Source organism: Neptuniibacter caesariensis, assembly GCF_000153345.1.
GTDB classification, from domain to species: domain Bacteria; phylum Pseudomonadota; class Gammaproteobacteria; order Pseudomonadales; family Balneatricaceae; genus Neptuniibacter; species Neptuniibacter caesariensis.
In genome coordinates, this window is the sequence record NZ_CH724125.1 from 1,878,892 (window position 1) to 1,900,090 (window position 21,199).

The following is a 21,199-nucleotide window of genomic DNA, read 5'->3' on the forward strand; positions in this document are numbered from 1 at the left end:
CAGTATAATGCCTTTCCTTAGCAGGTTACCTAATAGATTTATGACGTTAATCGACTCTTTACAACAACCGGATTTTTATCCACACCCCGTCGACAAGATCGAGGTGATAGAAACCCATATATCCTGGCTGATCTTAACAGGCGAGTATGCCTATAAGATTAAAAAGCCGGTCGATTTTGGTTTTCTGGATTTTACCACGCTCGAGAAACGTCAGCACTTCTGCGAAGAAGAATTGCGCCTTAATCAGCGTCTGGCCCCTGATATTTATCTAGAAGTCATCACAATTGGCGGCTCTCCTGAAGCACCGGTATTTAACGCGACTAGTGAAGATGCGATAGAGTTTGCTGTCAAAATGACTCAATTCGATCATCAGCAACGGCTCGATCTGCTACTGAACAACAAACGCTTTGAAGCCAGCTGGATCGACACGCTTGCTGAAAAAATTGCGGAGTTTCATAGCCGAATACCGATCGTCGCTCAGGACAGCCCCTGGGGTGAAGCTGAGACGATCTGGGATGTCGTTTCGGATAATTTCACCCACATTACGGATGTGATTTCAGATCTGGATGACTGTCAAAAAGTTCAGCATCTGTCTAATTATACTGCCCAACAGTTCCGCAGACTCACGCCGTTAATTGAGACCCGTAAACAGCAAGGTCATATTCGTGAGTGTCATGGTGATCTGCATCTGGCTAACATCACACTCTTTCACGAGGAACTTCGCCTTTTTGATTGTATTGAGTTCAACCTTCAGTTCCGCTGGATAGATACCATATGCGACCTCGCCTTTCTTCTGATGGACCTTGAAGCGAATGGTGAATTCCGTTGGGCGAATCGCTGTCTAAACCGTTACCTTGAAATTAGTGGTGACTATCAGGCCCTACCACTATTGAACTTTTATAAGGCTTACCGCTCGATGGTTCGAGCAAAAGTAGCAGTTCTCGGAGGAATGAATGACATTCAGACCCTGAGGCGATATTTACGCTTAACGGATTACTATGCCCGCCGCCCTAAACCGGCCCTGTTTTTGATGCATGGCGTTTCCGGGAGCGGAAAAAGCCATCTAAGCCAACAACTAGTTGATCAAACCGACACGATCCGGATCCGTTCTGATGTCGAACGAAAGCGATTATTCAGAGAGCTTAGCCTGAAAGGTGAAAAGATCGATTTATATGGGCCACAGATGAATGCCCACACCTTTAATCTGCTCCACGACACCAGCGCCGACCTGCTAAGAAATGGCTATTCAGTCATTGTTGATGCAACGTTTATCAGACAGCGCACACGCCAGAGTTACATTGAACTGGCTGAACAACTAAATATCCCTATTCGAATCATTAGCTGCACATGTGAGCAGAAGCTGATAGAGGCACGCCTCAAACGCCGGGAGAGCGAGGGTAATGATGCTTCTGATGCAGATATCCGTGTTATGCGAGATCAAATCCAGCATCAGCAACCACTGACAGAAGAAGAGCAAACTATGGCCATCCATATCGATACTGATGACGATGATGCAATCAGCCGATTGCTTGAACAGTTGCGGGTTCAAGAGGTTATTTTCTAATGCATACGCTCTGCCAACTAACTGATATTCCTGAGCCTGGAGCAAAAGGCTACGAAGTTGAAGGCCGTAAACTGTTTGCCGTTCGCTATAGAGGCGAAGTCTATGTCTACGAAAACAGCTGCCCGCACCGCAGCATCCCTCTGGAGTGGAATCCTGATCAATTCCTTGACTACGATAAGCTCTACATCCAATGCGCCACACACGGTGCACTGTTCAGAATAGATACCGGTGTCTGCATCTCAGGCCCCTGCGTTGAAGACAGCCTCTCACCCGTCGCTTTCCAGATTGAACAGGAAAGTATCATTCTGATTTAACCGACCGTTCTTGTAAAGTTTTCTGCAGCAGAGGCCAACACACCTCATAGCGAAGTGGCTCTTCCCAATAAACCGCACAAGTGTAAAGCTGAGCTTTTAGTCAGAGATAACCTTCACGCCTTTCCGGCTGAAGGTCTTGAATTTTCTTTACGATTGCCAGCACCTCGGAAACGGAGCAGGACTGAGCCTGCATAGCATAAAGGCAGTTTGTTAGCTCGGAATATAGCGCCCACAATTCCCGATTCATGTCCGTTCCCGAAAGATCTAAACTCGCGTCATACATTCAATTCTCTCTACAGAATGACTGGAAGCTCCTGACTGATTCTAATCTGCTCGGGAGTAATTTCCGCCCCGTAAGCCAAGACTTCTACCCCGGCTGCATGGGCTTCACGTAACAGCCGCCCATATTCCGGATCTATATGATCCGCAGGCGACACCCTATCAATGCCTGTATGAGGTACACAGAACAACATAACGGCCCGATCACCTTGCTCGACCATTGCCATCAATTCCTGCAAATGCTTAGCACCACGTTTAGTTACCGCATCAGGAAAGGCACCTTGTCCGGCTTCTTGAAGTAAGGTGACATTTTTAATCTCTACCCAGGTGCGCGCTTTATTCTCGTCCTCTAACAGAAGATCGATCCGGCTATTTTCACCGTACTTGACCTCCTGCCGTATGGAACCATAACCCTGCAGTTGGCCTATCACACCCGATTCGATACCTTCTTTGATCAACTTATTTGCGCGAGCGGTGTTGATACAAGCCAGAAATTGCCCCTCAACTTCAACCAATTCCCAGCCAAAGCGATATTTACGTTTGGGGTTTCCGCTATCCTGAATCCAAACACGACTGCCCGGTTCAGCACAGTTTTTCATCGACCCAGTATTCGGGCAATGTACTGTAATTTCCTGCCCGTCTGGCAGTTGAATATCCGCCAGAAAGCGCTTGTAACGTTTAATCAGGCGACCCTCTGTCATCTGCTCTAAACGCATCAGCCATGGATCCTTTTCTGTAAACGATCCAGCATTAACTCAATACGGTCATATCCGGTTGTGTAAGAGAAGCGGATAAATTCATTACAACGGTGACGTCCAAAGTCCAGTCCCGGCGTTGTCGCGATATGATCCTCTTCCAACATCGACCAGCAATAATCGTAAGTATTATCCGTCAGATGTTGCGCCCCGGCATAAACATAAAACGCACCTTCCGGTGATATTGGCAGATCAAATTTAAGCTCCCGAAGACCACTAACAAGCAGGTCTCTGCGAAGTTCAAACTGCGCCTTACGCTCCTCAAAAATTGCTAAGGATTCAGGCTTAAAAGCCGCTAAAGCTGCATACTGCGATACCGTATGCGGTGAGATCATCAGGTTTTGCGCAAGTTTTTCCAGTTCAGGCGCCGCCGCTTCAGGCGCAACCAACCAACCCAGTCGCCAGCCAGTCATTCCAAAGTATTTTGAAAAACTGTTTATAACAAACGCATCCGGATCCACTTCCAATACTGAAGGCGCATCATCGCCATAGGTCAGCCCATGATAAAGCTCATCAACCACCAGATGACCACCTAACTGCTTTATCTGATTGGAGATCGCTCTAAGTTCATCCTTGTGCACCACAGCGCCAGTCGGATTAGCCGGAGATGCGAGCAAAGCTCCTGCTGTTTCAGGGCACCAGTTATCACGAATCAGCTGGGCATTAAGCTGAAAGTTCTGCTCAGCATTGACCGCCACCAGCTGGGATTTCGCATCTAAAAACTGCAGGAACTGTCGATTACAGGGATAGCCGGGATCCGCCATCATAAATGACTGTCCCGCATCAGCTAACAGAGAAAACACCATCAACAGTGCACTGGAAGCACCGGTTGTCACAATGATCCTTTCCGGAGAGATCTCAAGATTGTACTTCGTTTTGTACCACTGACTTATCGCGGTCCTCAACTCGGGAATGCCCGCGGCAGGCGTATATTGGGTCAAGCCTTTATCTATAGCAGCCTTAGCAGCTTCAGCAATAGGTGCTGCTGTTGCAAAGTCAGGCTCCCCTGCCTCCATATGGATCACATCAAAGCCTTCAGCATCCAGCTGCTTAGCTCGCTTGAGAAGGTCCATAACTTTAAAGGATTCTATTTCAGCAACACGCTGAGAAGGACGAAACACCATTTTCATACCCGCTATAACAACAAAGCGCCAGTATACCTCAGACCATTTGTGAATAACTCCCCCAAGCCCTTAATTTACAAGCGTTCGGAGCTGGGCTAAAACTAATAGGATGTCTATTTAATGTCCAGATTTGAATTTAGGGCTAGCGAAACGGTATGGCATCTGGTAATTTGCCTGCCTTCCATGCTAAATGCATTCTTTTGCATTATTAACACAGGCAAGTGAAGTCATCCGTCGATGACTTACGAAAGAGAGTGAGGCAGCGCTTATGCCAAACAAGAGCGAATCTTTCACACATTTTGAACCTTACCCAATTGTTGAGGGTGAGGAGTACATGAATGAGAAACATAAGGACCATTTCCGTGCCATTCTAGGTGCATGGAAACAGGAGTTGATGGAAGAAGTCGACAGTACCATCCATCATCTTCGAGAAGAGCCTTCTAACTTCGCTGACCCAAGCGATCGTGCAAGCCAGGAAGAAGAATTCAGCCTTGAGCTTCGTACCCGCGACCGTGAGCGCAAACTGATCAAGAAGATTAACGAATCTCTTGAACTGATCGATGAAGATGACTATGGATACTGTGATGCCTGTGGCATCGAGATTGGTATCCGACGCCTTGAGGCTCGTCCGACAGCATCGCTGTGCATCGACTGCAAAACTTTGGCTGAAATCAAAGAAAAACAGCTCGGCGGCTAACCCAGTCAAGCCAGCCTTAATCAGGCTGGCTTAATTTGGAACACAACGTTTGAGTTATATCGGCCGTTTTGCCCCGTCACCAACCGGGCCACTTCATTTTGGCTCACTCCTCGCTGCACTCGCGAGTTTTTTGGACGCCAGAGCACACCAGGGTGAATGGCTTCTGCGTATTGAAGACCTTGACCCCCCTCGTGAACAAGCAGGCGTAAAAGATCAATTCCCGGATATTCTCGAAGCCTTCGGACTTTATTGGGATGGCGAACTAAGCTTTCAAAGCGAGCGCCTTGATCATTATCAGGACGCCTTACAACAGCTTATTAGCCAACATCACGCATACTATTGTAACTGCTCGAGAAAACAGATCATCGAGCGTTGCGATAATATCGTCTATGACAGACACTGCCTGAACAATCCCCCTAAGGATCAACAGGGTTGCGCGGTCAGGGTCAAAAGCATGGATTCTCTGATCAGTTTCAGGGATATGATTCAGGGGCCCATGGCTTACAATCTGAATTCAACCGGCGATTTTGTGGTATTTCGTCGCGACGGTTTATTTGCCTATCAACTTGCGGTGGTCGTTGATGATTACCTCCAGGGCATCACCCATGTTGTCAGAGGGTCAGATCTGCTCGACGAAACAGCCCGGCAGATACATCTGCAACAGCTACTCGGTTACCCGACGCCAAGCTACGCACACATACCGGTTGCCACCAACGCTCAGGGCCAAAAGCTAAGTAAACAAACCTTTGCTAAAGCACTCAACCTTGCAGACCCCGAACAGGAACTTCTGAAAGCACTCCAATTTCTTAATTTACAACCACCTAAAGATCTGAGCTGCAAAAGCCGCCATGAGATCCTGAATTGGGCAATTGAAGAGTGGGATATCAACAAACTCCCCAAAACAATGGGCATAGCTCTGGGAGATAATTAAGCATGTACTTTCACCGCGTATTGGTACTGCTTATTCCAGCGATTTACATGGTCTTACCACTCGTCATTGATAGCTGGCAGAGTGTAAACACCCCTTGGTATCTGCCTTTTATCGCCTGGCTATGCGTCATCATTCTGGCCTTCATTATTGAGAGGAGGCACAGGGATGTTTAGCTTACCCTGGTTAATATTAATTGGCGTCGCCTATCTGTTTTTTCTCTTCGGCACTGCCTACCTGACAGAACGTGGCATTCTACCCAAACGGATTGTCCGCAACCCTTACACCCACGTACTGTCCATTGGCGTTTATGCCACTGTCTGGACTTTCTATGGTGCCTTCGGCCTCGCACAGGAATCAGGGTATAACTTTTTAGGCTCCTACTTAGGGGCGGTCATTACCTTTGTCCTTGGTCCCGCACTTCTGATACCGATCCTGCGTATTACCCGAACCTATCAATTAAGTTCACTCTCAGACCTTTTCGCTTTCCGCTTTCGCAGTGGCAGCGTGGGCACCTACACAACGATCCTGTCGGTACTTGCTACCTTACCGATGCTATCCATTCAGATTCAGGCGGTAACCGATGCCATGTACCTGCTGAATGATCAATTCAGCGCTGACCAGATCGGACTGGGCTTCTGTTTTGTCATTGCCCTGTTTTCTATATTGTTTGGCGCACGACATGCCTCATTAAGAACAAGTCATCAGGGGCTCATGGTCGCTATGGCTGTCGAATCGTTGATTAAGCTAGCCGCCCTACTCATCATCGCCTGTTTCGCAATTTTTGGAGTACTTGGCGGCATTTCTGGAGTAGAAGGGTTCATTATCAGCCACCCGGAAAGCATTCAACAACTTCAGGCACCGGTGAATAGTGAGGCATGGAGAACTTTGCTGTTGTCATTCTTTACCGCTGCGATTGTCATGCCGCATATGTTTCATATGCTATTTACAGAAAATGCTTCCGATGAAACCCTCTATAAAGCCACCTGGGCAATGCCGCTATTTCTATTCCTGCTAGCTGCCGCTGTCCCACCCATTCTCTGGGCGGGTGAATCCCTTGGTGTTGGCGGTGAGGCTCAATTTATCATTCTCAACATGGGTTTGATGCTGGAATCAAGCTGGTTGACGATCCTGGCATTTATCGGCGGCTTATCCGCAGCAACAGGCATCATGATTGTCGCCACGGTTTCCATGGCTTCAATGGTACAAAACCACATCATTCTGCCGCTGATCCCAAAACCCAAAACACCCCGATTTTATGCCTGGCTCTTATGGCTACGCCGCAGCCTGATTATGGCGATGCTTCTGGCCAGCTACCTTTTCTACCGTCAGGTGGGCAATGACTATGATCTTCACCAAATGGGGGTCGTTGCGGTCGTCGCTTTCCTACAGTTTTTACCTGGTCTACTGGTCACGCTATTCTGGCCAAAGGCCAACCGATGGGGCCTGCTTTCCGGGCTCACCGTTGGCATGGGCATCTGGCTGTTCAATATGCTATTACCGCTTTTCGAGTCCCCTGCCCTGGAGATAACTCCTTTCAATCTGGACAATAACAATTGGGACCAGATCGCCATCTTTTCCCTGTTGCTAAATACAGTCGTAATGACTGCCGTCTCACTATTGTTTAAACAGTCCGCAGAAGAGAGTAATGCAGCACAAGCGTGCCTTTGGAATGCTTTACAAAAACCCAGCGCAATTGACCTACGCGCCTCCCGCACCGATGACTATGTCAATCTGCTCGCCAGCCGACTAGGTAGAAAAGCGGCGGAACGAGAGGTACAAAAAGCGCTGGAAGGGATGAATCTACAACCCGATACTATTCGCCCTGTAGACCTGCTTCGCCTCAGAACCGTTTTAGAGCAAAACCTGTCCGGTTTGCTGGGCCCCATTGAAGCCGCAGCGTTACTTGAACCGTTAGATCAACCAACTGATCCGATGGACTTCAAGGCCAGTAATGTTCATCTGATTGAAAACCAACTGGAAAACTATCAGGAGCAGCTAACTGGCCTGGCAGCCGAACTCGATGAAATGCGCCGTTACCACAGGCTAACCCTTCAGAAACTTCCTGTCGGTGTTTGCACTCTGGATACCGAAGGCAGAGTCTTGTTCTGGAACAACGAAATGGCAAGGCTCACTCAACTAAGCGGCGATGAAATTATCGGCTCCCAGTTAACAGAAGAGCAGTCCCCCTGGTGCCAAACACTCTATGAATTTGCGCAAACTGACATAGAACACCAAATCAGCCAGAAGCTGATTATTGCCGAGCATACCCACTGGTTTAGCCTGCACAAATCGATCTTAAAAGAGCGCCGAGATATAGGCATGGTGATTCTTCTTGAGGATGAAACCGACAATAAGTCGATGCAAGATAAACTCGCTCATAACGAACGCCTGGCTTCTATCGGCCGCTTCGCGGCCGGTGTTGCCCATGAGATAGGCAACCCGGTAACCGGTATCGCCTGCCTTGCGCAGAACCTGAAACTGGAAACAGGCAATGAGTATATTCTCGAAACCGGCGATCATATTGTCGATCAGACTAAACGTATCAGCCGTATAGTGCAGTCTCTGGTTCGTTTTGCCCATGCCGGGAAGCCGGATGCTGACCGAGAACAACTCCCGGTTTCTCTGGCTCAATGTGCAGAAGAGGCAATCCACCTACTATCCCTTGATAGCCATGGTAAGCAACAAAACTATATCAATCAGATCCCTGATAATCTGCGCATCAATGGTGATCCTCAACAGATACAGCAAGTCTTTGTGAACCTTCTGCAAAATGCCAGTGACGCCTCTGAGGATGGTGATGCAATCTGGTTAAATGCAGAGGAAAATACCGAAACAGTCACTCTGCGCGTCACCGACGAGGGCTGCGGAATTGAGGCAGAATCTCAAGACCGTTTATTCGAACCCTTCTTTACCACAAAAGACCCAGGTCAAGGAACCGGATTAGGACTCTCTTTGGTGTACAACATAATCGAAGAACATTATGGTAGTATTGAAATAATTAGCCCTGCCAACAACAAACAGAAGAAAGGCACTCAAGTGGTAATAACGCTTCCAAGGTTGAAATGGACTGAAGATCCTGTCGACCTGGAATAGTGGGATATAGGTAGAGCCGATGAGCCGAATTCTGATTGTCGAAGACGAAACAATTATTAGATCTGCCCTACGCAGATTGCTTGAAAAAAATCACTTCCAGGTGGACGATGCAGCATCAGTCGATGAAGCCACCAGCCGATTTAAACTATCTGACTTTAACCTGATTATTAGCGACCTGCGCCTTCCTGGCGCCCCAGGTACTGACCTTATCGAGTTAGCTAAATCGGTCCCCGTTTTAATCATGACAAGCTATGCAAGCCTGCGCTCTGCGGTTGATGCGATGAAGATGGGTGCTGTCGATTACATAGCCAAGCCCTTTGATCATGAGGAGATGATCTCATCGGTACAGAAGATTCTCGCTTCAAACAGCAATCAAACGACACCAATGCCAACTGAAGAAGAGCCAGGCTGCAACAAGGACAATTCCGAAATGTTTGGATCCTGCCCACCGATGCAGGAACTCTATAAACGTATTGGCAAAGTCGCGAAAACCTCAGCGACGGTTTTGATTCAGGGCGAATCCGGTACAGGTAAAGAGCTGGCTGCCCGGGCTATTCACGAGCAAAGCAACCGCGCCGATACGCCTATGATCTCGGTTAACTGCGCGGCTATTCCTGAAAGTCTGATTGAGTCAGAACTGTTTGGTCATGAAAAAGGCTCCTTTACCGGCGCTTCAACAGCGCGAAGCGGCCTTCTGGAAGCCGCCGATGGAGGCACTCTGTTTCTCGATGAAATAGGTGAGCTACCCCTCGAAGCCCAGGCACGCCTGTTGCGCTTTCTTCAGGAAGGTGAGATCCGCCGGGTTGGATCGGTGCAATCTAAGAAAGTTGATGTCCGCTTAATCGCCGCTACACATCGAAATCTTAAAGAACTGGCGAAACGCAACGAATTCCGCGAAGACCTCTATTACCGTCTTTATGTTATGGAGTTAAGAATTCCTCCATTACGTGAACGGGGCAATGACATTCTGGAAATTGCCGACAAGCTGATGGACAAAGTCTGTGATCGGATGCAGATGGATAAACTCTGTTTTGCTCCCGATACTCGAAATACCATGCTGACTTACAACTGGCCAGGTAATGTCAGAGAACTTGAAAACGCAATTGAGCGTGCTGCTATTCTGGCTGAATCTAATACCATCTCAACTGACCTACTTGGCCTAGACATCCCCAAAAGCAGTCTGGATGAACTGGAAAATCAGTTTGCCGCAATGAACAGTGAGCCAAACCAGCCACTCAGCAAAGAAGAGCAGGCCAACCTGTCTCTGGATGACTACTTCCAACGCTTCGTTCTGGAAAATCAGGATCAACTTAGCGAGACAGAACTGGCTAAAAAGCTAGGGGTCAGTCGAAAATGCCTCTGGGAAAGAAGACAGAAATTAGGGATTCCCAGAAAGCCTAAAAAGTAGTCATTGAGGCTTTTACAACGACTATAGCCTTTAGTTTAATGCAGCTTTTTTAAGTAACACTCTGGATACATTCAGGTAACACTTAAGTAACATTTCCAGTGTTACCTTACTACCCACAACGCAGTACCAAAACGTAACAAGCGGTAACAAAACCTGTACAAAAGTAGGTAATAGAAACCGCTAAAAATCATAACCCATTGATTTTAAACAAAATAAAAAAACTGGCACACGCCATGCAACATTAATACGCGAAAACAAAAAGAAGCACGTTTCCGAATCTAGACCGCCAATAAAAATAAAAACTGGAATAGAGTAGAGAAGCACCCGCCTCGAATAAAAATAATAATGAGGTTTAGAAAGCTGGTCGTAACGAAGATGTGACGGTCATTTTGCTCTTAGAAAAAAAACAACAAGCTAAGAACTAGCGTTGTTACCTGAGATGCGATCAGCTCCCCATCTCCTCTTAAAATCTTGATCCAAACCTCCTAAAGCTCCCATAACAGTGTCCAACAATGCTATCATTGCGCACCCGATGTAATTAAGGACTGCTGTACAGGGGTTGACCCATATCCATCGATACAATCTCTTTACCCTCCTTAACTGTATTTAATCCTATTGAGAAGGCACCACCTTGCTTAAATCCATTAGCAACGCGCTGAACAAAGTCTTTGGCGGCGGTAACAGTAAACCAGACTCTCAGACTGAAGAGATCATCACCACTGTCAGCAAGCGCCTGATCAATGAAGAAGAACATAAAATTTCTCGCCGCTTTCTCGATGATAATGCATTAAAGGTAGCCTACCGCCTGCAGGACGCAGGGTTCGAAGGCTATCTAGTCGGCGGCTGCATCCGTGATCTGCTATTAAAGAAACGCCCAAAAGATTTCGATGTTGCGACAGATGCGCACCCTGAAGAAGCTGCGGAACTGTTCCGTCGCGCCCGCCTGATTGGCCGACGCTTTAAACTCGTGCATGTACGCTTCGGCCGTGACCTAATTGAGGTTGCCACCTTCCGCGCCAGCCATGACTCCCAGTCTGAAGAGGGCGAGGGTGAACAGGGTAAACAATGCGATAGTGGTCTTATTTTACGTGACAATGTTTACGGCACGATCGAAGATGATGCATTGCGCCGGGACTTTACTGTCAACGCACTTTACTACTGCCCTAAAGATCATTGCGTATATGATTTTGCCAACGGATATGAAGATCTGCAGAAGGGTATTCTGCGCATGATTGGCGATCCGGAAGCACGTTATAAAGAAGATCCAGTCCGTATGCTGCGTGCCGCTCGTTTTGCCGCTAAACTGGATTTCACTATTGATCCTCAGTCTGAATTGCCCATTATCCCTCTGGCGCCCATGCTGAAACGCATAGCTCCTGCTCGGCTTTTTGATGAAGTACTAAAGCTTTTCCAATCAGGACACGCGGTTCAATCCTATGAACAACTACGCCGCCTGGAATTGTTTGAACCTCTCTTTCCTCTGGTCCATCGTACGCTTCAGCAAGAGCAGCTTGATGTTCCTTTGGAAAACCTGATTAATAACGCGCTTAAGAATACTGACCGCCGTCTGGCGCAGCGTAAGAGCGTAACCCCAGCATTCCTTTTTGCTGCCATTCTCTGGTACCCAACCCAGATTCGTATGCAGCAGCTCATGAAAGAGAAGAAAATGCCGCCTTTACCGGCCATGCATGAAGCGGCTAACGAGATTCTCGGAGAGCAGGTTAAATCCACAGCGATACCCAGACGCTTCTCAACACCCATTCGCGAAATTTGGGAGATGCAACTGCGTTTACCAAGGAGACAAGGTAACCGTGCCGCTCGATTGATGGAGCACCCGAGGTTCCGAGCAGCATATGACCTTCTACTGTTGAGAGAAAACAGCGGTGAGGATCTGGGCGGCTTAAGCCAGTGGTGGACCGATTACCAAAATGCGAATGAGCAGAACCGCGATCAGATGATCAAACATCAAGGGTCGGATAAACCCAAACGCCCGCGCCGTCGCCGTAGCAAACCACGTAAAGAGACGCCTCAATGAGCTCTCCTCAGATCTGCTATATTGGCCTGGGTAGTAATCTGGAGCAACCGATTGAGCAAGTCAGTTCGGCAATAGAAGAGCTGGCTTTGCTACCCGAGACAGAGCTACTCACAACATCTGTTCTGTATCGCTCCGCGCCAGTCGGGCCTCAAGACCAACCGGACTTTATTAATGCGGTTGCCCAGATCGAAACCAGCCTTAGTCCACTATCTTTACTCGATAAGCTGCAAGAGCTCGAACAAAACCACCAGCGAGTGCGAGAGCGGTACTGGGGACCGAGAACGCTGGATCTGGATATTTTGCTATATGGTGACCTGACCATTAACAACGATAGGTTAACGGTACCTCATGCTTTTATGCATGAACGCAGCTTTGTGCTTTACCCTCTTTCAGAAATTTCTCCTGGGCTCCAGATGCCAAATGGAGAAAATTTGTCTTCTCTATTAGTTGCATGCCCTCTGGGCAGCTTGGCAAAGATATAGGTATAATCGCGCCAACGCGTAATAAAGGAAGCTGATTCCATGAGCAATATTACTCTGCACACGTTGTCTTCAATGAAACAGGCAGGCGAAAAATTTGCAGTACTCACTGCATACGACGCATGTTTCTCACACCTGGTTAGTTCCGCAGGTACGGAAGTAATTCTGGTCGGTGATTCGTTGGGCATGGTGCTTCAGGGCAACGACAGCACATTACCTGTGACTGTTGAAGAGATGGCCTACCACACTCAGGCTGTCGCTAAAGGAAACCAAGGAAGCCTGATCATGGCTGACCTGCCCTTCATGAGCTACTCGACGCCTGAACAAGCTATGGACAGTGCAGCAGCACTGATGCAGGCCGGTGCGAACATGGTGAAACTTGAAGGCGGCGCATGGCTGGCAGACACAATCTCAATGCTAGCTGAACGCGGCATTCCGGTCTGCGCACATCTCGGACTGACACCACAAACCGTCAACAAGCTCGGCGGTTATCGTGTACAGGGAAGAGATCAGGAAACTGCGCAACAGATGATCAACGACGCAGTTCTCCTGCAAGACGCTGGCGCAAGTATCATTCTTCTGGAGTGTGTACCTGCTATTCTGGCAAAAGAGATCACCCTGGCCCTTGATGTCCCAGTCATTGGTATCGGGGCAGGCGCTGATACAGATGCTCAGGTACTCGTACTACATGACATGCTAGGAATCACACCAGGTCGCAGCCCTAAATTCGTTAAGAATTTCATGGCTGATGCAGATAGCATTGAAGCCGCGGTTCAGCTGTACGTTGCCGAGGTTAAAGCGGGTACATTCCCTGCCCAAGAGCATGGGTTCGCGTAATTATGATTACGATCCATACGATAGCTGAACTTCGCGCAGCGCTTAGCAAAGAACGCTTTCAAGGTAAGCGCATCGGTTTCGTCCCAACCATGGGCAACCTTCATGAAGGCCATCTGCAGTTAATTGACCAGGCGAAGGCCAACAGCGATATTGTAGTGTCCTCGATCTTTGTGAACCCGCTGCAGTTTGGCGCCAACGAAGATCTGGATAACTACCCTCGTACCCTGCAAGATGATCAGGCAAAACTGGAATCACGAGGCTGCGACTTCCTGTTCGCACCGACTGATGCTGAAGTCTACCCACACGGTCGCGAAGCACAGACTCAGGTTGAAGTTCCGGTAATTTCCGACCTATATTGCGGTTCCAGCCGTCCTGGGCACTTCCGTGGCGTAGCGACTGTAGTGACCAAACTATTTGGTATGGTACAGCCAGATGTTGCCATTTTTGGAGAAAAAGACTTTCAGCAGCTAATGGTTATTCGTCGTATGACCGAAGACCTGAGCTTGCCGGTTGAGATTCAAGGTGCTCCCATTGCCAGAAACCCGCAAGGGCTGGCTCTGAGTTCACGCAACGGCTACCTTTCCGCAGAGGAAATTGAAGTTGCTGCCAATCTCAACCGCACCTTGCGTGATGCGGCTGAGCAGATAAAACAAGGTAACAAGCAGTTTGCCGAGCTAGAAGAGCAGGCACAAAGCCAGCTGGAAGAGGTCGGCTTTAAACGCGATTATTATGTAATTTGTCGCCGAGATGACCTTCAACCGGCAAATGAAAGCGACACTGCGCTGGTGATTCTGGCCGCTGCTTATCTGGGCCCAGCCCGTCTGATCGATAATATTCAAATCGATCTATAATCTCCATTCGGGTGAGCCCTGCTCGCCCGGAACTCTTTTCGAACATCGACCTTTTTCCGTTAACAACGCAACCATTGCTGCACTGCAATAATTCGCATTACCTCCACAAGTCTTATATAGCCCCCTACTTTCGTGGCTTGACAAGGAGGGGCTTGCTACCGCAGACTGCTAGGACGATGAGTTCTTGCACTGCAATAAAAACAATAAAGGTTGTATAAGTGCTCAGAAAAACGGATTTGACCGCCATGGAGCATCAGGACGATTCATACGGTCACAGTAAAACGCCGCTTTTCACTTGCAATACCCGGGTCATGTTTATGGCCTATGATCATCATCGTGGACGAACTTTGTACATAGCTAAGCTAAGAGGCATTTCGAATGCGTGACGTTGTAATTGTTGCTGCCGGTCGTACCGCAGTTGGCACATTTGGTGGTTCCCTATCTAAAGTACCTGCATCTGATCTAGGTGCAGCTGTTATTAAAGGTCTATTAGAAAAAGTAGATCTGGACCCTGCAAAAGTAGACGAAGTTATTCTGGGTCAGGTTCTGACAGCCGGTTGCGGCCAGAACCCTGCCCGTCAGGCGACACTTAACGGTGGTCTGCCAATTGAAGTTCCTGCAATCACAATCAATAAAGTTTGTGGTTCTGGCCTGAAAGCCGTACAGATGGCGACTCAGGCTATTCGCTGTGGTGATGCGGACATCATTATTGCTGGCGGTCAGGAAAATATGAGCCTGTCCGCTCACGTTGTACCTAATTCCCGTAATGGCGCGCGCATGGGCGACTGGAAAATGGTTGATACCATGATCAAAGACGGCCTGTGGGATGCGTTTAATGACTACCATATGGGTATCACGACTGAGAATATCGTAGAGAAATACGGTTTCACACGTGAAGAGCAGGATGCTTTTGCTGCGGCCTCTCAGAACAAAGCCGAAGCAGCAGTGACTTCAGGCCGCTTTAAAGATGAGATCATCCCTGTATCGATTCCACAACGTAAAGGCGACCCAATCGTCTTTGATACTGATGAGCAGCCACGTTTCGGCTGTACTGCAGAAGCACTTGGCAAATTGCGCCCAGCATTCAAGAAAGACGGCACAGTAACGGCAGGCAATGCCTCTACCATTAACGATGGTGCTGCTGCTGTGATTGTGTGCTCTGAAGAGAAGGCGAAAGAATTAGGCCTGCCAATTCTGGCACGCATCAAAGCTTACGGTAATGCAGGCATCGATCCAGCGATCATGGGTACAGGTCCAATTTGCGCCACCCAGAAAGCACTTGAGAAAGCAGGCTGGACTGTAGATGACCTTGAACTGGTTGAAGCGAATGAAGCTTTCGCAGCCCAGGCAATGTCTGTGAATAAAGATCTCGGCTGGAACACTGACATCGTCAATGTCAACGGCGGTGCGATTGCGCTTGGCCATCCGATCGGTGCTTCAGGTTGCCGTGTATTCGTAAGCCTGATCCACGAAATGAATAAGCGAGATGCTAAGAAAGGCCTGGCCACCCTGTGTATTGGTGGGGGTATGGGTACTGCACTGGCAATCGAACGGGACTAAGCTAGACTTAAGTCTAGTTACACCGTCCTACTACATTTTAAACCGCAGCCTGGCTGCGGTTTTTTTATGCTTCTGCAATCGCACCTTTGCCCACGCCTTCATAGGCGCGCACCATCACTCGCTCTTCAGGGTGAACCTTTTTCAGTTCTTTAGCCAGGTGAGCGGCTATCAGTTCCACCGTGCTGTCCGTATCAATCAGGTAACAAACAGATGAAGGCAAGGCGATTGCAAACTCGCCCTGAGGTGCCTGGTAGGCATAATGGTGAATATCTTCACACTTTTCGACCAGATGCGATTCAGAACCTATATAAATATCTTTAAATCGCTCTGCCCACTCAGCTTCAAGCGCTTGCTCACGCTGATCATTCAGGTAGATCTCAATTTTTGAACGATGCCCATGTGCGATACGTTGACAATTCCCGTCATGCTTCTGCAAACCATGACTGTAATGATAGAACGCACCATCGATACGCTCGGGAACAAAACTAATCTTTAGACCTTTCACCTCTTGCGGGAACAGTTCCAAAAGCTTATCCCTGCACCATTCTGCCAGGGTATGCTCATTGATCTCAGGCATTCCAACCAAACAAATCGCCTGCTCAGGAGAACGACAGTAAAAACGTTCACCGTTTGCATAAAGCCACTCCACTTCGGTATAACCCTCTGATGTCGAATGACTTAACCGGGGCATACCCGTTGGCACCACCAGCGCATGATCAACCCAGAGGTCAAACCAACGCTTAACCTCTTTCTTTACAATGCCAAAATCACAGATCATTCCCTGCTCATTCAAAGAGCCATCCAGCTCTAACTGCACAAGCCAAGACTCACCCATCAATCCACGTTGAGGGTGCAGATAAGAGAAATCAACATTAGTCAGGTTATCAACAAACAGTTTCACAGAGAGGCTCCAAATTTGAAGGCGCTATATTAACTGAAAACCTGAGACGAAAAAACGTTGCAGGCTATAGGGTCTCTAGAAGTTGAGCTATAATGGCACGTTTTAAAATAGCTGCTATTTCTCCATGCGCCTAGATAAATACCTAGCACAATCCACCGGTTTTTCACGAAAAGAAGTCCGTCGCTTTATGAAAGCAGGCGAGGTCGTTGTCAATGACCTGGAAATTAAGGACCCTGCTCTGCATATCTCAGATGAAGACGACGTTTATCTGAGCGGCTACCCGGTAGAGGCACCGGGCGAAAAGTACCTAATGCTTCACAAACCATTGGGCTGTGTTTGCTCTAATGACGACAGCACTCACCCAACGGTACTTAGTTTACTGGATCTCCCTCGCGCTGAAGAGTTGACGATTTGCGGTCGATTGGATGTTGATACCACAGGCTTGGTTCTCATAACCTCTAATGGCAAATGGGCACATAAAGTGACTTCGCCAAAGCATAAAACCGGTAAACGCTATCAGGTGACTACTGCTGATCCTATTCCACAAGACGCGATAACCAAATTCGCTAAAGGGCTGATGCTAATCAATGAGAAAGAGCGCACTAAACCGGCAGAGTTAACCATTATCGGTGAATACGAAGCTGAAGTCGTTCTTACTGAAGGGCGCTATCATCAGGTGAAGCGTATGTTTGCCGCGATTGGCAACAAGGTAGAAGAACTGCACAGGGTCAGCATCGGCGCGATAAGCCTCGATGAAGACCTGGAACCGGGCGAATTCAGATTCCTGACTGACGAAGAGATAAACAGCATTCAATGAGCGATACAGCCTTTAATCAGTTAGTACCTTTTCTGCAGAAAGCCGAGGGGCGATACCTCTGGATTGCTGATGAAAATCTACTTAGCGCCCAGCTTTCACCTAGCGATAACATTCAGGTCATCACAAACAGGATCGACCTTGAAGCGAGACTGCTCAACCAGGGCTGGAAGGTATTTTTTTCCGATTATGACTTCAGCATCATAGAAGATAACAGCCTGGATTCGATTATCTACCGGGTCTCCAAGGAAAAACCGGTTGTCCATCACGTCATCAACGAATCTTATCGTTGCCTAAAGCCTGGCGGGCAACTGATTATGGCTGGAGATAAAGGCGAGGGTATCAAAACTTACTTCAGTAAAGGTAAGAAACTGTTTGGTGATGGGCAGAGTGTTAAAGCCACAAAAGACATATGGCAGGTTACGCTACACAAACTGAAATCTGATAAAGCTGAACCGCTAGATGATAAGGACTATCCAACCCTTCGGGTAACAGTCGCCGATGAGCAATTCGACTATTACAGCAAACCCGGTGTTTTTGGTTGGGACAAGGTCGATAAAGGTAGCGCTTTTTTGATCGAGCACCTCGATCAGTTTTTGATGACCCTGCCTGAACCACCTAAAAACGCTCTGGATCTGGGCTGCGGATACGGCTATCTATCACTCAATATCAGTCAACTGGATATACCTGTCACAGCATCTGATAATAATGCCGCTGCGATTCTTGCCTGCCAGCGGAACTTCGATCGCTATCCAATAAATGGCAAAGTGATTCCAGCAAGCTGCGCTGAAGGCATTTCCGAAAAATTCGATCTGATTATCTGCAACCCACCTTTTCATGCCGGGTTTTCCGTAGATGGCGATCTGACAGATAGATTCTTAAAGGCAACTCACGATCGTCTCAATGAACGCGGTGTAGCCTGCTTTGTCACTAATCTCCATATCCCTCTCGAACGCAAAGCACTCCAGTACTTTCACCAGGCAGAATGCATTGCTGCAAATGGTAACTTCAAGCTGGTAAGGCTAACCCATAAGGCATGATAAGCGGGGCCTCCGCCCCACTCAGCCTGCTCTGTTTAACTATCCGATTTACCTGCCGGTTCTTTTACTGCTTTGTTATTGCTGTTAAATCTAACCGCTAAATAGACCCCGAATACTGCCACCAGGATACCGAGGATAGCTGTTAGATTTAGCTGCTCATCAAAAAGCAGCCAGGCCTCAATTGCGGTTAAAGGCGGTACCAGATAAAAGTAACTGGCAACTTTACTGGCTTCACCCTCACGAATCATGATCAATAGAAGCAGGATTGCAATCACGGATAATGCAATAACCATCCAGACGAGCGCCCCAATTAAAGTCCAGTTCCATTGGATAACACCGCTATCAAATTGATAAGCCAGAATAGCCATCACAATTGCGGTGGACAGGTATTGGTAAAAAGCCCCTACCATAAGGTCTACCCCCGCCCCGAAACGTTTTTGATAAAGCGTGCCGACAGAGATAGCAACCAGAGCAATAATCGCAGCTATCCAGGCAACCGGCTCAACAGAAGTAACATCTCCGGTTAAGTTTTGCGATACCACCAGCAACACACCGAACAACCCAAGGTATAAGCCAATCCACTGTGTTAGGTTCAGCCTTTCTGATAACCATAACCAACCAATAAACGCTGTTAGAAGCGGCTGGACACCCATAATAATTGCGGTAACCCCAGCAGGTAATGACCAGTCTATCGCAGCAAAAACTCCTCCCAGGTAACATGCATGGACCAGAAAGCCTACGATCATCTGATGTCCTGCCTGAGGCAGAGAGCACCATTGCGGTTTTCGCCACCAAAGCAGACCTGCAAAAACCAGCAACGTTAGCAACATCCGCGCGAGCAAAACACTGAAGGGCTCCATATAAGGGACGGCATATTTAGCTCCGATAAAACCGGTGCTCCATATGCCTACAAAGCCCCAGGGAACCAAGGCCAGACGCTGCTGTTTAGTTAACATCTCACTTACCCTCACATAATAAGTCAGTGACTTTAAAAGCTTGTCAGCAATCGATAAAGGCACACAAACCGGGATATTTATGGGGTACAGAAACAAATCTAATGCAGCTTACTATCAAAAATAATATTCTGTAACCATGAAAAGATATCTGGCTCTGGCAAAACAACTACAACAGCGCATCGAACTGGGCGAAATACACCCTGGCACCCGAATACCTTCGATTCGTGCTCTGAGCCAACAGCACAACCTAAGCAAAAACACTGTAATAAGAGCGTTGTCAGAGCTTGAAGACCAACAACTGATTGAAGCACGTCCCAGACAAGGTTTTATTGTCTGCCCTCCGCAGCAGGCAACCGCGGAACTGGCACCGAGAAAGGTTCAATTAGGCGCAACAGCTTTCAGTGTATTAGGCGATGCCAATCAACCAGGGAAGCTAGCCCTAGGTTCAGCCTACCCGGATGCTCGCTGGCCGACCGTAAGCTGGTACTACCAACAACAGGCACGCACAGCCAAGCGCTGGGCGCAGCAAGCTTACAAACGTCAAAGCCATTACAGTACACCGCCTGGGGATCCGGATCTCCGTAGGGTTCTGGCAGATTATTTCAACGCCACTACGTTTAGCTGCAACAGCGAAGAGATTGTTATCACTCAGGGCACTCAGGAAGCTGTTTCACTCTGCTTACACGCGGTAGCAGAACCTGGGGATATTATCGCGGTAGAATCCCCATGTTACTACGGCACTTTGCAGTGCATTGAAGCTCTGGGCTTGAGAGTGCTTGAGCTGCCTTCAGATCCGCTTAATGGAACCAATATTAACGCGCTGGAAAATGCCCTGAAGCAATGGCCAATTAAAGCAGTATTAACCAACCCCAGTTTCAATAACCCGCTCGGGTTCAGTCTTTCCCTGCAAAATCGTCAGCGTTTAATACAGCTCGCTAATCAATGGGATATTGCCATCATAGAGGATGATGTAGCGGGAGAGCTAAGTTACAACAACCAGCGACCTAGCCCGCTTAAAGCGCTGGATACTGAGCAACGGGTTTTATACTGCGGATCACTCTCCAAAACTATTGATGTGGACATCCGCCTTGGCTGGGTACTTCCCGGTCGTTACTACGACCCTATCAACTATTATAAATTTGTTACCAGTATTGCTTGCCCCGCCCTCACCCAACAAAGCATCGCAGAGTTGTTAAAAGGTCGACGTTATCGCCGCCATCTTAAGCAGATCACTACTGCCTATGCAGAACGCTGCCAACATCTTACGGAAGACGTCTATCAACATTGGCCTAAAGAGACAATTTTGATCCAACCCCAAGGAGGAATCCTGCAATGGTTCGAGCTGAATAAAACGGTCGATAGCGACCAGTTATTCCAGTCCGCCCTAAAACAAGGCATTGGTATTGCCCCTGGCAATCTATTCTGTGCCGACCAGAGATTTAACCATCATATACGGCTCTGTTTTGCTCATTACACACGTACAAAAGAACAGTTAAAAGCGATCGTATCCCTGGGAGAAATGATCGAGAATTCGGCAGTTTACTAACCATCATTTTACACT

At 48.0% G+C, this 21,199-nt stretch carries 19 protein-coding genes; 15 read left to right on the forward strand and 4 right to left on the reverse strand.

All coding sequences use genetic code 11. The annotated features are described in order from the left end of the window. Nucleotides 1-40: 40 nt before the first annotated feature. Both MED92_RS08705 and MED92_RS08710 read left to right on the forward strand, forming a co-directional pair. Nucleotides 41-1,564 carry a bifunctional aminoglycoside phosphotransferase/ATP-binding protein gene (locus tag MED92_RS08705; protein ID WP_007021158.1) on the forward strand — a complete coding sequence of 508 codons (1,524 nt, stop codon included), beginning with the start codon at nucleotides 41-43 and terminating at the stop codon, nucleotides 1,562-1,564. Beyond that, nucleotides 1,564-1,878, forward strand: coding sequence for a Rieske (2Fe-2S) protein (locus tag MED92_RS08710; protein WP_007021159.1), 315 nt, complete (start codon nucleotides 1,564-1,566; stop codon nucleotides 1,876-1,878). The genes MED92_RS08705 and MED92_RS08710 overlap by 1 nt, the downstream gene beginning before the upstream one ends. Nucleotides 1,879-2,171: 293 nt before the next feature. Here the strand turns inward: MED92_RS08710 and sfsA are convergent, their stop codons facing one another. Continuing rightward, nucleotides 2,172-2,873 carry a DNA/RNA nuclease SfsA gene (gene sfsA / locus MED92_RS08720; RefSeq protein WP_007021161.1) on the reverse strand — a complete coding sequence of 234 codons (702 nt, stop codon included), beginning with the start codon at nucleotides 2,871-2,873 and terminating at the stop codon, nucleotides 2,172-2,174. Next, the gene (locus MED92_RS08725; protein ID WP_040662481.1) at nucleotides 2,873-4,036 is read right to left on the reverse strand and encodes a pyridoxal phosphate-dependent aminotransferase; all 1,164 of its coding nucleotides are present in this window, start codon (nucleotides 4,034-4,036) and stop codon (nucleotides 2,873-2,875) included. Before MED92_RS08725 ends, sfsA begins: the two co-directional genes overlap by 1 nt. Before the next feature lie 268 nt (nucleotides 4,037-4,304). Here MED92_RS08725 and dksA point away from each other — a divergent pair, with 268 nt between their 5' ends. The 10 genes from dksA to MED92_RS08770 all read left to right on the forward strand — a co-directional run bounded on the left by dksA (nucleotide 4,305) and on the right by MED92_RS08770 (nucleotide 15,927). Continuing rightward, nucleotides 4,305-4,733, forward strand: coding sequence for an RNA polymerase-binding protein DksA (gene dksA / locus MED92_RS08730; RefSeq protein WP_007021163.1), 429 nt, complete (start codon nucleotides 4,305-4,307; stop codon nucleotides 4,731-4,733). 49 nt (nucleotides 4,734-4,782) lie between these two features. Next, nucleotides 4,783-5,664: a tRNA glutamyl-Q(34) synthetase GluQRS gene (gene gluQRS, locus MED92_RS08735; RefSeq protein WP_007021164.1), complete on the forward strand. Its 882-nt coding sequence runs from the start codon at nucleotides 4,783-4,785 to the stop codon at nucleotides 5,662-5,664. A 2-nt stretch (nucleotides 5,665-5,666) separates the two neighbouring features. Continuing rightward, nucleotides 5,667-5,837: a hypothetical protein gene (locus MED92_RS18975; protein WP_154715155.1), complete on the forward strand. Its 171-nt coding sequence runs from the start codon at nucleotides 5,667-5,669 to the stop codon at nucleotides 5,835-5,837. Continuing rightward, a complete protein-coding gene (locus MED92_RS08740; protein ID WP_007021165.1) occupies nucleotides 5,830-8,757 on the forward strand; it encodes a sensor histidine kinase in 2,928 nt (975 codons plus the stop codon). Before MED92_RS18975 ends, MED92_RS08740 begins: the two co-directional genes overlap by 8 nt. A 19-nt stretch (nucleotides 8,758-8,776) precedes the next feature. Then, nucleotides 8,777-10,165 carry a sigma-54-dependent transcriptional regulator gene (locus tag MED92_RS08745; RefSeq protein ID WP_007021166.1) on the forward strand — a complete coding sequence of 463 codons (1,389 nt, stop codon included), beginning with the start codon at nucleotides 8,777-8,779 and terminating at the stop codon, nucleotides 10,163-10,165. 631 nt (nucleotides 10,166-10,796) lie between these two features. Beyond that, entirely contained in the window at nucleotides 10,797-12,200 is a 1,404-nt protein-coding gene (gene pcnB / locus MED92_RS08750) for a polynucleotide adenylyltransferase PcnB (RefSeq protein ID WP_007021167.1), read from the forward strand. Then, nucleotides 12,197-12,682, forward strand: a complete 486-nt coding sequence (gene folK / locus MED92_RS08755; RefSeq protein WP_007021168.1) for a 2-amino-4-hydroxy-6-hydroxymethyldihydropteridine diphosphokinase — start codon at nucleotides 12,197-12,199, stop codon at nucleotides 12,680-12,682. Before pcnB ends, folK begins: the two co-directional genes overlap by 4 nt. A 39-nt stretch (nucleotides 12,683-12,721) precedes the next feature. Then, on the forward strand, nucleotides 12,722-13,516 hold the full coding sequence (panB, locus tag MED92_RS08760) for a 3-methyl-2-oxobutanoate hydroxymethyltransferase (RefSeq protein WP_007021169.1): 795 nt from the start codon (nucleotides 12,722-12,724) through the stop codon (nucleotides 13,514-13,516). A gap of 2 nt (nucleotides 13,517-13,518) precedes the next feature. Continuing rightward, on the forward strand, nucleotides 13,519-14,367 hold the full coding sequence (panC, locus tag MED92_RS08765) for a pantoate--beta-alanine ligase (protein ID WP_007021170.1): 849 nt from the start codon (nucleotides 13,519-13,521) through the stop codon (nucleotides 14,365-14,367). Between the two features lie 378 nt (nucleotides 14,368-14,745). Continuing rightward, nucleotides 14,746-15,927 carry an acetyl-CoA C-acetyltransferase gene (locus tag MED92_RS08770; protein WP_007021171.1) on the forward strand — a complete coding sequence of 394 codons (1,182 nt, stop codon included), beginning with the start codon at nucleotides 14,746-14,748 and terminating at the stop codon, nucleotides 15,925-15,927. A gap of 64 nt (nucleotides 15,928-15,991) precedes the next feature. Here the strand turns inward: MED92_RS08770 and MED92_RS08775 are convergent, their stop codons facing one another. Next, nucleotides 15,992-16,828, reverse strand: coding sequence for a 6-carboxytetrahydropterin synthase (locus MED92_RS08775; RefSeq protein WP_007021172.1), 837 nt, complete (start codon nucleotides 16,826-16,828; stop codon nucleotides 15,992-15,994). 124 nt (nucleotides 16,829-16,952) lie between these two features. Between MED92_RS08775 and rsuA the strand changes: the two genes are divergently transcribed. Continuing rightward, entirely contained in the window at nucleotides 16,953-17,645 is a 693-nt protein-coding gene (gene rsuA, locus MED92_RS08780; RefSeq protein WP_007021173.1) for a 16S rRNA pseudouridine(516) synthase RsuA, read from the forward strand. Then, a complete protein-coding gene (locus tag MED92_RS08785; RefSeq protein WP_007021174.1) occupies nucleotides 17,642-18,682 on the forward strand; it encodes a methyltransferase in 1,041 nt (346 codons plus the stop codon). The genes rsuA and MED92_RS08785 overlap by 4 nt, the downstream gene beginning before the upstream one ends. A gap of 35 nt (nucleotides 18,683-18,717) precedes the next feature. Here MED92_RS08785 and MED92_RS08790 read toward each other — a convergent pair whose 3' ends face one another. Beyond that, nucleotides 18,718-19,638, reverse strand: a complete 921-nt coding sequence (locus MED92_RS08790; RefSeq protein ID WP_007021175.1) for a DMT family transporter — start codon at nucleotides 19,636-19,638, stop codon at nucleotides 18,718-18,720. Nucleotides 19,639-19,774: 136 nt separating this feature from the next. Here MED92_RS08790 and MED92_RS08795 point away from each other — a divergent pair, with 136 nt between their 5' ends. Further along, nucleotides 19,775-21,184: an aminotransferase-like domain-containing protein gene (locus MED92_RS08795; protein ID WP_007021176.1), complete on the forward strand. Its 1,410-nt coding sequence runs from the start codon at nucleotides 19,775-19,777 to the stop codon at nucleotides 21,182-21,184. Nucleotides 21,185-21,199: the final 15 nt, after the last annotated feature.